This window comes from Butyrivibrio fibrisolvens, from assembly GCF_037113525.1.
Classification (GTDB): domain Bacteria; phylum Bacillota; class Clostridia; order Lachnospirales; family Lachnospiraceae; genus Butyrivibrio; species Butyrivibrio fibrisolvens.
In genome coordinates this window covers 3,572,326-3,587,429 of record NZ_CP146963.1, presented here as the reverse complement: position 1 = coordinate 3,587,429, position 15,104 = coordinate 3,572,326, and the positions used below count along the sequence as shown (strand labels likewise).

The 15,104-nt window shown below is 39.8% G+C and carries 10 protein-coding genes; 9 read left to right on the top strand and 1 reads right to left on the bottom strand.

The window, feature by feature from the left end; all coding sequences use genetic code 11:
- The first annotated feature begins 109 nt into the window (after positions 1–109).
- The 4 genes from WAA20_RS15055 (at position 110) to WAA20_RS15040 (ending at position 7,393) form a co-directional block, all read left to right on the top strand.
- Entirely contained in the window at positions 110–1,339 is a 1,230-nt protein-coding gene (locus tag WAA20_RS15055) for a carbamoyl phosphate synthase small subunit (protein ID WP_073389156.1), read from the top strand.
- A gap of 81 nt (positions 1,340–1,420) precedes the next feature.
- Complete coding sequence (carB, locus tag WAA20_RS15050; protein WP_073389157.1) at positions 1,421–4,639, top strand: carbamoyl-phosphate synthase large subunit; 3,219 nt, start codon at positions 1,421–1,423, stop codon at positions 4,637–4,639.
- A 508-nt stretch (positions 4,640–5,147) separates the two neighbouring features.
- The gene (locus WAA20_RS15045) at positions 5,148–6,338 is read left to right on the top strand and encodes a hypothetical protein (RefSeq protein ID WP_073389159.1); all 1,191 of its coding nucleotides are present in this window, start codon (positions 5,148–5,150) and stop codon (positions 6,336–6,338) included.
- A complete protein-coding gene (locus tag WAA20_RS15040) occupies positions 6,332–7,393 on the top strand; it encodes a hypothetical protein (RefSeq protein ID WP_073389160.1) in 1,062 nt (353 codons plus the stop codon). The genes WAA20_RS15045 and WAA20_RS15040 overlap by 7 nt, the downstream gene beginning before the upstream one ends.
- Before the next feature lie 146 nt (positions 7,394–7,539).
- Here the strand turns inward: WAA20_RS15040 and WAA20_RS15035 are convergent, their stop codons facing one another.
- Positions 7,540–7,755 (bottom strand): hypothetical protein, encoded by a 216-nt coding sequence (locus tag WAA20_RS15035; protein WP_022759277.1) that lies wholly within the window; start codon positions 7,753–7,755, stop codon positions 7,540–7,542.
- Between the two features lie 306 nt (positions 7,756–8,061).
- Between WAA20_RS15035 and WAA20_RS15030 the strand changes: the two genes are divergently transcribed.
- From WAA20_RS15030 to WAA20_RS15010, 5 genes are all read left to right on the top strand, one after another.
- Positions 8,062–8,280: a cation transporter gene (locus WAA20_RS15030; protein WP_073389162.1), complete on the top strand. Its 219-nt coding sequence runs from the start codon at positions 8,062–8,064 to the stop codon at positions 8,278–8,280.
- Between the two features lie 221 nt (positions 8,281–8,501).
- Positions 8,502–10,388, top strand: a complete 1,887-nt coding sequence (locus WAA20_RS15025; protein WP_073389163.1) for a heavy metal translocating P-type ATPase — start codon at positions 8,502–8,504, stop codon at positions 10,386–10,388.
- Between the two features lie 189 nt (positions 10,389–10,577).
- The gene (locus WAA20_RS15020) at positions 10,578–11,852 is read left to right on the top strand and encodes an IS110 family transposase (protein WP_073390585.1); all 1,275 of its coding nucleotides are present in this window, start codon (positions 10,578–10,580) and stop codon (positions 11,850–11,852) included.
- A 454-nt stretch (positions 11,853–12,306) separates the two neighbouring features.
- A complete protein-coding gene (locus WAA20_RS15015) occupies positions 12,307–12,624 on the top strand; it encodes a metalloregulator ArsR/SmtB family transcription factor (protein WP_073388036.1) in 318 nt (105 codons plus the stop codon).
- A gap of 295 nt (positions 12,625–12,919) precedes the next feature.
- On the top strand, positions 12,920–14,443 hold the full coding sequence (locus WAA20_RS15010; protein ID WP_073388038.1) for a hypothetical protein: 1,524 nt from the start codon (positions 12,920–12,922) through the stop codon (positions 14,441–14,443).
- Positions 14,444–15,104: the final 661 nt, after the last annotated feature.

Sequence of the window (15,104 nt, the reverse complement as noted above, 5' to 3'; positions counted from 1 at the left end):
TCGAATATGAATTTAATGCTGTATCCTTCGGGCCCTTATGGGTCCGAAGGTTAACTTTAGTAAAGACAATTATTTTCTTCTATATAGAAGCAGAAGGGAAAGATGATATATGAAAAAAGCCTTTTTAATCCTTGAAGACGGAACAGTGTTTGCAGGGCAGGCAATAGGCGCTGATAAAGAAGTGATCAGTGAGATCGTATTTAATACAACAATGGCAGGCTACACAGAAGTCTTTACCGATCCTTCATACGCAGGACAGTCAGTATGTATGACATATCCTCTTATCGGTAACTACGGTGTATGCCTTGACGATATGGAATCCGAGAGAATCTGGCTTGACGGTGTCATAGTCAGAGAGCTTTCTGAGGTTGCATCAAACTTCAGATGTGATATGAGTTTGGAGGAGTTCCTTGTAAAGTATGAGATCCCAGGAGTTGCCGGAATCGATACAAGAAAGCTTACAAGGATCCTTCGTGAAAAGGGAACCATGAACGGCTGTATCACAACTAATGAAAATTACAACCTTGATGAACTTATTAAGAGGATGAAGGCTTATACAACCAAGGGTGTAGTTGAAAAGGTTTCCTGCAAAGAAAAGTACGAAGTTAAGGGTGCAAGAGATCTGTCTGATAACGGACCTGTTTCTGGAAGTGCAGTATTTAATGCAGATAACTACAAGGCAGACCTTGCCGGTGACCACTCAAAGAGAGAGAAGAAGCCTTCACTTGTAAGGCAGCTTAATGGTGTTAAAGCTGACGGAACTCATCTTAAGGTTGCACTTCTCGATGTAGGAGCCAAGTATAATATCGCAAATTCTCTTGCAGCAAGAGGATGTGATGTTACAGTATACCCTTACAATACAACTGCAGAAGAGATCCTTGCAGGAAGTCCCGATGGAATCATGCTTTCAAATGGCCCTGGAGATCCAAAGGACTGCGAGTCTGTAATTAAGGAAGTTAAAAAACTTTATGATTCTAACGTTCCGATTTTTGCTATCTGCCTTGGACACCAGCTCATGGCACTTGCAACAGGAACAGATACACACAAGCTTAAGTATGGCCACAGAGGTGGTAATCATCCTGTCAAAGAGCTTGCAACAGGCAAGGTATACATAAGCTCACAGAACCACGGCTATGTAGTAGATACAGATAAGCTTGATCCAAAGGTTGCAACACCTGCCTATATAAATGTCAATGACGGTACTAATGAAGGCCTCAGATATACAGGCAAGAATATATACACTGTCCAGTTCCATCCCGAAGCCAGCGCAGGCCCACAGGATACAGGTACTCTTTTCGACAGCTTTATACATATGATGATAGACGGTGAGTTCAGATAAATAAGATAGTTTTTTTACCTAAGTAAAAATGAATTAGATACATGAATAGATCATATATAGGAATTGAAAGGAAGTTATTTAATGCCTAAGAATAAAGATGTCAAAAAAGTTTTGGTCATTGGCTCAGGCCCTATCGTAATAGGACAGGCAGCAGAGTTCGACTATGCAGGAACTCAGGCCTGCCGTTCACTTAAGGAAGAGGGAATCGAAGTTGTACTTGTTAACTCCAACCCTGCGACCATCATGACAGACCGCGATATTGCTGATGAGGTTTATATCGAGCCTCTTACAGTCAAGGTCCTCGAACAGATCATAGAAAAAGAAAAGCCCGATTCAATCCTTCCAACACTTGGAGGTCAGGCCGGACTTAACCTTGGTATGGAGCTTGCAGAGTCAGGCTTCCTTGATAAGCATGGCGTAAAGCTTCTTGGTACAACAGCTGAAACTATCAAGAAGGCAGAAGACCGTCAGGAATTCAAGGACACCATGGAAAAAATCGGTGAGCCCTGCGCAGCTTCTCTTGTAGTAACAGACGTTGAAACAGGCGTAGAGTTTGCAAGAAAGATCGGATACCCGGTAGTACTTAGACCTGCCTTCACTCTTGGAGGATCAGGCGGCGGTATCGCTCACAACCAGGTAGAACTTGAAGATATTCTTGCTAACGGACTTAGACTTTCACGTGTGCACGAAGTACTTGTAGAAAGATGTATCTCAGGTTGGAAGGAAATCGAGTACGAAGTAATCCGTGACTCAAACGGCAACTGCATCACAGTATGTAACATGGAGAACATTGATCCTGTTGGTGTTCACACAGGTGACTCAATAGTAGTTGCTCCGTCTCAGACACTTACTGATAAAGAGTACCAGATGCTCAGAAGCTCTGCTCTTAATATCATCAATGAACTTCAGATCACAGGTGGATGTAACGTGCAGTTTGCACTTCATCCGACATCTTTTGAGTACTGTGTAATCGAAGTTAACCCTCGTGTAAGCCGTTCATCAGCGCTGGCATCTAAGGCTACAGGTTATCCGATTGCCAAGGTTGCAGCTAAGATCGCACTTGGCTATACACTTGATGAGATCCCGAATGCTATCACAGGTAAGACTTATGCTTCATTCGAGCCTGCACTTGACTACTGCGTACTGAAGTTCCCAAGACTTCCATTTGATAAGTTCATTACAGCTAAGAGAACTCTCTCAACTCAGATGAAGGCTACAGGTGAAGTTATGTCCATCTGCACCAACTTCGAAGGTGCCATGATGAAGGCAATAAGATCACTTGAGCAGCATGTAGACTCACTTACAAGCTATGACTTCACAAATCTTTCTGATGAAGATCTTGCAGAAGATCTTAAGAAAGTTGATGATATGCGTATCTGGCGTATAGCAGAAGCTTTAAGAAGAGGCGTAAGCTACGAAGAGATCCATGATATATCTCAGATTGATATATGGTTTATCAATAAGATAGATAATCTTGTAAAGGTAGAGAAGGCTATTAAGGCTGAAGGTAAGAATCTTTCAGTAGATACACTCCTTAAAGCCAAGAGACTTGAGTATCCTGATAACGTAATTGCAGAGTATACGGGCCTGACAATAGATGAAGTCAAAGAGCTTCGCTACAAGAACAATATCGTTGCATCATACAAGCTCGTAGATACCTGCGCAGCAGAGTTTGAAGCTCAGACACCATACTACTACTCAGTATATGATGGACCTGATTCTGAGGATGAAGCAGCACTTAAGAGAACTGACAAAAAGAAGATCCTGGTACTTGGTTCGGGTCCTATCAGAATCGGTCAGGGTATTGAGTTCGACTACTGCTCAGTACATGCTACATGGGCATTTAAGAAAGCCGGATTTGAGACTATCATCATCAACAACAACCCTGAGACAGTTTCAACAGACTTCGATATAGCAGATAAGCTCTACTTCGAGCCCCTTACACCTGAAGATGTTGAGAATATAGTACGTCTTGAAAAGCCTGACGGAGCAGTAGTTCAGTTTGGTGGACAGACAGCGATCAAGCTCACTCAGGACCTTATGAAGATGGGTGTTAAGATCTACGGAACTGATGCTAAAGACGTAGATGCAGCAGAAGATAGAGAGATTTTCGATGAGATCCTTGAAAAGACTCAGATAAAGCGTGCCGAAGGTGCTACAGTATATACAGCTGAGGAAGCTAAGGAAGTTGCAAACAGACTTGGATATCCTGTACTTGTACGTCCTTCATATGTACTTGGCGGTCAGGGAATGCAGATAGCACTTTCTGATCAGGAGATAGAAGAGTTCATGAACATCATTAACAGATATGCTCAGGATCATCCTATCCTTGTAGATAAGTATCTTCAGGGTGTTGAGACAGAGGTTGACGCTGTATGCGACGGCGAAGATATCGTAATCCCAGGTATCATGGAGCATATCGAAAGATCAGGTGTTCACTCAGGTGACTCTATATCAGTATATCCTGCACAGTCTCTGTCCCAGAAGGTTAAGGATACTATCGCAGAGTATACAAAGAGACTTGCTAAAGCCCTTAATGTAATAGGACTTATCAATGTTCAGTTTATAGCTGTTGGAGATGAAGTATACATCATCGAGGCTAACCCAAGATCATCACGTACAGTACCTTACATCAGCAAGGTAACAGGTATACCGATCGTAGACCTTGCAGCACAGGTTATGATGGGTAAAAAGCTTAAAGACCTTGGATATACACCGGGACTCCAGCCTGAAGCATCTCACGTAGCCATCAAGATGCCTGTATTCTCTTTCGAGAAGATCAGAGGAGCAGAGATCAGCCTTGGACCTGAGATGAAGTCCACAGGTGAGTGTCTTGGTATAAGCACAAGCTTTAAAGAAGCTCTCTACAAAGCCTTCCTTGGTGCAGGTATAAGCCTTCCTAAGCACAAGCAGATGATCATCACAGTTAAGGATGCTGATAAGGGCGAGATAATCGATATCGCAAGACGCTACGAGAAGCTTGGATATATCATCTATGCTACACTCGGAACAGCAGATGTACTTAACCAGAACGGTGTTAAGGCTCGTAAGGTCAATAACATCCACCAGGAATCACCTACAGTCATGGACCTTATTCTTGGACACAAAATCGACCTTGTAATCGATACACCTACTCAGGGTCGTGACAAGAGCCGTGACGGATTCCTTATCCGCCGTACAGCGATCGAGACGGGCGTAAATGTAATCACAGCACTTGATACAGCAAGAGCACTTGTATCCAGTCTTGAGAATGCGTATAACGAAGAAGGTCTTGAGCTTGTAGATATCGCTAAGATCTGATGAAAATTTAAAATGTTTTTTGCAAAGGGACATCGCAAAGCGATGTCCCTTTTACTGTGTATGTGAAAAATCATCATGACCTTGAATATTCCTGAGGCTGGCAGCCTATAAATGATTTTGTTGTCATGAAAATCATATAAAATTCAAGGCTTGATAGATGGAATAATATATTCCGGGATTTATAAACTCGCTTCGCTCAAACAGATAAATCCCAAGCAGAATATATTATTCCATCTATCAAGCTCTTGAATTTAATATAATTTTCAAAGACAAGAAAATCATTTATTTACTACCAGCCTCAGGAATATTCAAGGTCATGATGATTTTTTAATGTGCGATATTAGTAAAACAAAAAGATTTACGAAACAGATGCAGTTCATCGGATGAAAAATGCATTTCGTCAGATTTTAAAGTATTTAAAAATGATATTAGTATAATTTTATTGGATATAGTAGAAGCTTTTGTGAAAACGGAATACATATAACACAAATGGATGGGGAGAACTTTAATGGGAAAAAGAATTTTTATGGATGTGTCACAGGTGTTTGCTATTGCAGATAAGCTGAGTAATTACAGTGACACTCAGACTTCAATGATTGATAAATATCATCTTACAGCAATAAAGATGATAGATAGTATGGAAGGTGCATCTAAAAATAGCCTTGAAACGGCTGCCAATCATATCAAAGCTGAGACGTGTGATGCAATTGGGAGAATGACAGGATTTAATCTAATATATAAGATTACTGGAAATAATAGACTACTAATTGATAAGGAAGGTGCAGAAGCAGCAAAAATAAAAACACTCCAAAATAGAACAGAATTAAGTGCTTCGAGAGATAACAGCTACAGATATAATAACATGACTTCTCAATACACTTCTTCGTTAGGATTGTTTGATGATTTTACTGAAATGAACTTTTTAAAAACAGGCAATGTTAATAAAAATTCTAGCGATTTTGTTTCACAAAAAACAACTAATGATGCATTAGTGAAATTGTTGCAATATTATGCTGAACAAAATGATATGGATCCATATATGATTGAGTATCATAGAACCAATAATGTTGATAAGCTTAAAGATGTATATGTTAGCGGAAAATATATTGAAAATCAGTCGTTTTGGGGAGAGGTGAGATATGGCACTTCGGGTATGGACAACAATGGATGTGGAATAATAGCTATAATAAATGCATGCCATTCTTTGGGAATGGATATGACTAACGAGGAAGTTGCTGATCTTATAGCTGAATTTGAAGCAAATGGTTGTGTTTGGGGAGGAATGTTTGGAACATCACCGTTAGCAATAGTTGAATATTTTGAAAATAGTCCATACTATGAAGTAACTTATACAACTTCTGCGGAAATAGAGGAAAACCTTTATTGTGATGAAACGTTTATAGTCGACGTATATAATAAGGGCAATGACATTACCAGTGGGATGCATTATGTAAATATTGAAAGAAGAGTTGATGAAAATGGTGATGTTAAATATGTTGTTCATAATTCAGGTTACTATAGTGATGATAATAAAAATAATAGTCCAGATAAAGATGAATTTGTCGAAATGGAATATGACTCTTTGGATGAAGCAATAGAAAATGTTGGTCATGATCATGATTCAGAACCTGTTATGATTATTAAAATCACAAAGCCGGAATATAATGATGCCCCAGAGAAAGAGGAAAAGACATGTTAAAAAAGCTTATATCAGTATGTGTAATTATGATCATCATGCTTACAGGATGTATGAAAGCAGCAGATGGATATGTTTCTTACATTGAGGATTTTGGCCCTAATGATATAGAATGCCATTCGTATTATCACTATATGCGTGTTGAAGGTGGAAGGTATGATTCGTGCCTTGCGCGATATGACTTGATTACGGAGTCTGATCAAGAAATATATATCGTTGATGATTTGGAAAAACAAAGAATTACGAGCTTTTGTGGAGATGATAAGGGTGTGTTTTATGTAGTAGAGACATTTCAAGAAAAGAATGAAGAAAGAGTTCTTTTCTATTATGATCTTAACTCGCAGGAAACAGAAACATTATTTACTTCAAATGATCGTTTGACGGTATATAAGGACTCCAGTACAAATCGAATAAGGGTTTCAGATGGTACGCAAAAATATAATATTGATAACGGCAGTCTACAATTGGCGGAAAATGCAGAAATTGTTGTGAGGCCGATTAATAGTGATGAAAGTTGCATTGAACTTGTAAATGATGATGGAACAGAAATAAGTATTAGTAAAGAATATGGAAATAAGGAATTTACTTATAGCATAGGGGATACGACAGGTGTTATTAGTGCACTATCAGATTGTGGTGGTGAAGAATCAGGGGTATCATATAACTTCATTATAGAAGGAAATAATGTGGTAGGTGTTGTTCAGATTACAAAAGGCGGTAGTGGATATGGCGGCTTGGGTATAATTCCTAAAAATATTCTTCCGGCTAGTAAATTAAAAAGGGAAGTACTTGTTTCCTTTGACTACACTACTGGTGAAAGTGAAATACTTTTTGAGACCAAAAATAATTCGATAAGAATTATTGGATATAGAGATGGTGGTATATATTTATTTAAAAAAGGAAATATAATCAAAAGAAACCTGTCAGATGGAAGTGAGACGGAACTATGCACATTGCCATATGAAGGAGATAATCAATTATCATTCTCATGGATTGGTAGTAGTCTGGTAATCTTTGATGAAGAGGATTATCAAGTGATCGCTAGTGTTCAAACTTAAACTAAAAATATTTATTTCAAGAAAATCCGCATTCAGTGCGGATTTTTTCTATTGAAGGATTTATTCTCGTTATTGAGAAGCTTAGTAATAATATTGTTTTTTAGGGCACAAAAAAATGGATCCGAAGATCCATCTGGAAGTATTATTTAGGCCATTCTTGCGAAGGCTGCAGTACATTTGTTGAAGATGTCATCTGCGAGATCGTCGAGATTATCATTATCTTCTTCAGCAATGTTATCAGTTGTGGAAGTGGTTGTAGTACCCTGCATGCTCAGAAGTCCGTTGATTACGTCAACAGCTTTGATGTAGTTGTCATCTGATAACATTTTTAGTTTTTCTAAAGTTGTGTCAAGCGCCTGCATTACTAATAAATCCTTTCATATATCATCCTTAATAAAAAATCAACTTTTATATAATAGACCGAAAAAAAGCCATTTTCAAGCTAAAACTTTAATTCGCATAGTGCTAGACGGCATTTGGATTATGCCTTGATTTTATTTAGTTTTCTTGATTTAAATTCATGTTTTGGGCCCATGTTTTTGACGAAAATTTTGAGTAAAAAAGCCTTGCAAAAAGTTATGGTTGGGTGTATATTGAATACAACATATGAACAAATGCTCATATAATTAAAAATAAATCAAGGCCATGGTGCCGGAAAGAGGAATAATATGAAGAAAACTTACGCTATTGATGTTGATTGTGCTAACTGTGCAGCTAAGATGGAAGATGCTACCAAGAAGACAGAGGGTGTAAAGGACTGCGTAGTTAACTTTATGGCTCTTAAGATGAAGGTTGAGTTCGAAGAGGGCGCTGATCCTGCAGCTGTAATGCCTGAAGTTCTTAAGAACTGCAAAAAGGTTGAGGATGACTGCGATATTACATTCTGATTTCTTTACAAATTAGATAGTTAGGGAGTGTTAAAATATAAATACATCTTCGCTTTGGGTAAAAGGAGATGTCCTGTTGAGAGTAATTATAGATTCTTGATACCTTGAATTGTCAGGTAAGCAGTTTTGGCGATGGAGACATTTTCATTTTGATTATTTATAGAACCAAATAGTAAAAAGTTATCTATATGTACTCGGAGACTGTTAGAAAAGGAATGCTTATGAACAAGAAACAGAAAAAGACACTAATCAGGATCATAATATCAGCAATACTTATGATAGTCGGAATATTCATTCCGCTCGAAGGCATTGCGCTGTTTGTTTTTTACCTGATTCCATATTTTATCATTGGATATGATGTCCTTTTGAAGGCATGGAAGGGTATTTTAAACCGCCAGCCTTTTGATGAATGCTTCCTTATGGCTGTTGCAACCATAGGAGCTATAGTCGTAGCTATCATGGGTAAGGGCGAATATACTGAGGCGATTGCGGTTATGCTCTTTTACCAGATAGGAGAGTGGTTCCAGAGCGTGGCTGTAGGTAAGTCAAGGCGCAATATCTCAGAGCTGATGGATATAAGACCTGACTACGCTAATATAGAAAATGAGGATGGAAGCCTTGAAAAGGTTGATCCTGATGAGGTAGAAGCTGGAACTGTTATAGTTGTGGAGCCTGGCGAGAAGATTCCGATCGATGGAATCGTAGAATCAGGTAGATCTACTCTTAATACAAGTGCTCTTACGGGTGAGAGCATTCCTACTGATGTAGAAGAAGGCGATGAGGTACTTAGCGGATGCATCAATATGTCGGGTATCCTTTGCATAAGGACTACTAAAGAGTTTGATGAATCTACTGCTTCCAAGATCCTTGATCTTGTTGAGAATGCAAGTTCAAGAAAGTCTAAATCTGAGCAGTTCATTACTAAGTTCGCCAGAGTTTATACTCCTGTAGTTGTATACAGTGCTCTTGTGCTTGCAATCCTTCCCCCACTTGTAAGGATGCTTTTCATGGGACTTGATCCTATGTGGCCTGAGTGGATCTACAGGGCGCTTACCTTCCTTGTAATCAGCTGTCCTTGTGCTCTTGTTGTTAGTATACCTCTTAGCTTTTTTGCCGGACTTGGCGGATCAAGCAGAGAAGGCGTACTTATAAAGGGCTCCAACTATATGGAGATGCTGTCAAAGGTTAGAACTGTTGTTTTTGATAAAACAGGAACTCTTACAAAGGGCGTATTTGAAGTTAACGGAATTCATCATTCAAAGCTTCAAGACGAGGAGCTTTTGTATTTTGCAGCACATGTTGAGAGTGCTTCTTCACATCCTATCAGTAAGAGCCTTCAGAAGGCATTTGGTAAGGATATTGACAGAAAGCTTGTTTCTGATATTAAGGAGATAAGCGGTAAGGGCGTAACGGGAATAGTTGATGGCAAGAAGGTTGCGGCAGGTAACGAAAAGCTCATGAAAGAGCTTGGAATCGACTTTATACCATGTCATCATACCGGCACAATAGTGCATGTTGCAATTGATGATAAATATGCAGGTCACATTTTGATCTCTGATGTGATAAAATCAGAGTCAGGCGATGCGATAAGGTCTCTTAAGGGAAGCGGCATCAAAAAGACTATCATGCTTAGCGGCGATGCCAAAGCTGTTGCTACGGAAGTTGCGGAAAGCCTTAAACTTGACGAAGTCAGAAGTGAACTTCTTCCAGGAGATAAGGTATCTGAGATTGAAAGAATCATTAATGAAAATGGTAAAGATGGTAAGGTCGCTTTCGTTGGTGACGGAATCAATGATGCACCTGTACTTTCAAGAGCAGATATAGGAATCGCCATGGGAGCTCTTGGTTCAGATGCAGCTATAGAAGCTGCGGACGTAGTTCTTATGAACGATGATCCAAGACTTATAGCAAAAGCAATAAAAATATCGCGTAAGTGTATGAGTATCGTTTATGAAAACATTGTATTTGCGATCGGCGTAAAAGTGCTCTGTCTGATACTTGGAGCACTTGGTATTGCAAACATGTGGCTTGCGGTATTCGCTGATGTAGGCGTACTCATTATCGCAGTTATAAATGCTATCAGAGCTCTCTTTGTAAAGAAGTTGTAAAAAGAGATAATGGATATGGTGTGACTATAGATGGTACAGTCTACATCGATAGTGTTATAGATTAGGAAATGGAGCATTCCTGTAATTCAGAAATAACGCCAATTGAATAAAAAGAAACCTCTAAGTAAGATAAAGGTGTTCATCTTGGCGGATGAAAAAACATCTTATGCTAACCGGAGGTTTCTCAAAATGAATTTTACACAGAATGACAGACTTAAGCAAGTTACGGCAAATACATTGATTGTTGGGGTTGATGTTGGATCACAGACACATTTCTGTAGAGCGTTTGACTGGAGGGGATTTGAGCTATCCAGAAGAGTGTTTAAGTTTAGTAACGACCGAATGGGATTCCTTACATTCCTTCGATGGACTGAGGAACTCATGAATAAGACCGAAATGAAGAAGGTTATTGTTGGCTGCGAGCCTACTGGTTGCTACTGGCTTACGTTTCAGAAGTTTTTACAGGATCATGATGTAAAGCTTGTAACAGTAAATCCATTTACTGTAAATAGAAGCAAAGAACTGGATGATAACAGCCCAGAAAAGAGTGATCTAAAGGATCCTAAAACAATTGCTATGTTGGTTAAAGAAGGAAGATATTCAACTTCTTATCTGCCGGAAGGAGTATATGCGGAGATTAGAGAAGCCTCTGTGTGTAGAGACCAGATCATGAAGCAGCATGTGCGTCTGTCTAATCAGATACAGGGATGGTTGCAAAAATTCTTTCCTGAGTATCTGGATTGTTATTCCGATTGGGATTCAACAAGTGGACTTATGCTTTTAAAGAGTGCACCACTTCCACAGGATATCCTAAAAATTGGGGCAGGTGGAATCAATCAGATATGGCGTGATGCAAAGGTACGTGCAGCAGGGCTAAAGAGGGCTCAGACCCTGGTAGAAGCTGCACAGGAAAGTGTAGGTTTAGAAGCTGGTGAGGCTGCAAGACTCGAGATTTGGGTTCTTGTGAATGACTATATACTGAAGGCAGAACAGCTCAAAAGACTTGATGAATACCTGGAGGAAAAAGTAAAAGAAGTACCGAATGTGGAGAAACTGCTCGCCATTAAAGGAGTAGGGATGAGTACTGTGATTGGCTTTATAGCAGAGGTTGGTGATATCGGACGTTTCACTGACCCAAAGCAGATACAGAAGCTTGCAGGGCTAGAGATAGTCAAAAAGAGTTCTGGAAAGAAAAAAGGGCAGCCAAGAATCAGTAAGAGGGGCAGAAGAAAGTTACGTAGAACAATGTATGAATCGGCTCGTGCACTGATGAACTGGAATCCTGCATTTCAAGATGTATTCCTTTATTACAGGAACAGAACAAGAAATCCTCTTGGAGGAATGCAGGCAAAGATAGCAGTTGCATGTAAGGCTATCAGAGTGTTCTATGTAATACTACAGACAGGTTGTGACTTTGATGAAGAAAAGTTCCGAAGGGACATCATCAGACCGGAAGCAGCCTAATTAAAACAGCACATACTGTACCAGACAACGTCCGCCAAGAGTTCAATTGGTGCTGGATTACAGGAGTGCTCTCTAGCAATGACAAAGCAGAGCGAAGCCGCTAAGACATACTATATAGGGCATGACCCTGGAATGGAGCAGAGGCGGCACCCCACTATGGGTAGGCTGGACGAAGGAATTTAGGACACTCCTACGGGAGTACGATCCTGTTAGACATGAGAGGTTAGCAGCCATAGGGAAGAATGGGACACAGATTCGCCTTCATAAAAAGGATGACGTTATCTTTCGTGCACCCTTCTGACTGGAAACACATATGCATTGTACCTGAAATGACATAGTTTTCGCCCATTATTTATTGCTTATCATTGTTTGTAACTTATTAACCAATTGCACAGAAGGCTTAAATGCTGGTTCTTTTGTGCAAAATATATAAGAAAGTATAGAGAGAATTATTATGGCAGAACATTTCAAAATACCCCAGAACATAAATGCAGATGATGAAAAGCTTTTAGATCTTGCAGATCTGTTCAAGGCATACGGAGATGTTACAAGACTTCGCATCATGTTCAGACTTTCAGAAGGCGCTTGCTACGTTAATGACCTTGCTGATGATCTTGGCATGACACAGTCAGCCATATCTCATCAACTTAAGCTCCTTAGACAGGCAGGACTAGCGGGAGCAAAGCGTGATGGAAGAAATATAATCTACAGCCTTGCGGACGAGCATGTCAGCACTATAATCTCACAGGGCTGGGATCATATTAACGAATAAATAGATTTAAAACTATTGTGTGAAAATATGTGTCAGATAATGGATTATATTTGTGTAAAATAAATAAGAAAGACATCAATATCGTTAAGTTGATGTCTTTTTTATTGTAATATTAAGACGGCCGGAGCGCCTTACTCAGTAGCCCGTTTATTTCTAAATTGTTTATAAACTTCCATTAATTCCAGCCTCTTTTAACTTAAATTTAGTTTTGTGTCTCATACTCCATATTAACAACAAACAAATAATTCCGAGAAGAACAAAGGAAACACACTCGGAATCAGAAAAGGAGCTAATCATGAAACTAAAAGAGTTAAAAAGAATATTATCAATAGCAATGATAACAATCATGTGTACAGCTGTTACTGCATGCAGCAGCCAGACAAGCGAGGTTTCAAGTTCAGAAGAAACATCGATCACACAGGAAGTAGAGGCACAGGAGAACGAAGCATCAGGTCAGAATCAGGAGGTTGAAGCCAAGGACGTAGCTGATGGCGAGATGCCTGAAGGAGAAGCACCTGATGGACAACCCGGAGAAAAGCCTGATGGAGAAGCTCCCGGCAACCCTCCAGATGGTGAAGGCGGAGGTTTTGGAGGCGGCGGAAACAGTAGTGCCGACATAGACTACACAGGAGCTACAACTATAACAAGCGCTGATTCTCAGGATGGAGAGACATACGAGAGCGATACTGCTGATGAAAGCGCACTTCTTATCACAACAAGTGATGACGTGACGATCTCTAATGGCACAGTAACCAAGACAGGTGATTCAGATGGCGGAGACAACTGCAATTTCTACGGCCTTAATGCAGCAGTTCTGGTCAAAGACGGATCAACAACCACTATTACAGGGATGACCATCACATCTGATGCAGACGGAGCTAACGGTGTATTCTCATATGGCGGCAATGGCGGTCAGAACGGAGCAGAAGGTGATGGAACAACAGTTATTATTTCAGACAGTACTATCACAACTACAGGTGACGGATCCGGCGGTATCATGACAACAGGCGGTGGTATTACCAAAGCCTCCAATCTTACTGTAGAAACAAGCGGAAGATCATCAGCTGCCATCAGAACAGACAGAGGCGGCGGAACAGTTACAGTAGATGGAGGAACATATACTACTAATGGACTTGGGTCACCTGCTATATATTCGACAGCTGATATCACTGTTTCAGATGCGACTCTCGTATCCAATCTCTCTGAAGGAGTCTGCATCGAAGGCATTAATTCAATCACATTAAATGACTGTGATCTCACAGCCAATAACACAGATACTAACGGCAATGCTACATTCTATGACTCTATAATGATCTACCAGTCAATGTCAGGAGACGCTGACAGCGGTACATCAACATTCACTATGAACGGCGGATCACTTACAAGTATGAATGGTCATGTATTCCATGTGACTAACACAACAGCTGTGATCAACCTTGAAGATGTAGAGATAGTTAACGAAGATTCAGATAATATCCTTCTTTCTGTATGTGCAGATGGTTGGACCGGTGATAACAACACAGCTACAGTTAATGCAAGTAATCAGACCTTAGAAGGAACAATCCTTGTTGGAGATGATTCTGAGCTGACACTTAATCTTACCAATGGATCAAGCTTCACAGGTACTATCAGCGGTGAGATAACCAATGCAAGTGGCGAGACAGTTTCTACAGAAGTCGGAACAGTATCTGTATCTATAGACAGTGGCAGCACCTGGACACTTACAGCTGACACCTACATCAGCTCTTTTGACGGAGATATTTCAAGTGTTAATACTAATGGATACACTCTCTATGTAGATGGTGTAGCTATGAATTAAGAATAATTGTAACTTAAACTTCGCACTTGGACGGGCCGGCATCCCCGAAGTCTTTACAGGGGCAGGCAGTATATATATCATTACCATGCTGTTAATAGTTTTATAATCCATGGCATGATATCTGGAGCTTTCCATTCTGGGGTCCAAACTCGCTTCGCTCAGACAGGTGGACCCCGAGCAGAATGAAAAACTCCATCTATCACGCTCATGGATTTAATAAAACTATTAAAAGCATGGCAATGATATATATACTGCCTGTCCCCTGTAAAGACTTTGGGGATGCCGGCCCATCCAAGTGCGAAGTTTAAGTAATTGTAATAAAAAAAGACTGATGCGTAAGCTATACTTCATGCATCAGTCTTTTTTTATTGGTATATAAGGCGCATTATAATATGATTTCTACTCAATAGGAGAGAGCGAAAGCTAGTTGATAAAGTTGGACGAAGCAGTTTTTAATCTTGCATCACAAGTGCAGATATGCTACTATCGTTTTGAGTTTGAAAAAAGAGGTAAATGAATTTTATGAGTATAAAGGTTTTCTAATCTAAAGCAAACAAATATAAGAATCGCCTGATATCCAGGCTTTATTTTTGTACGCTCAAGATAGATAACCATATGCTTATAATCTTCATTCTAAGACAGGTTTATTAATCATGGTTTA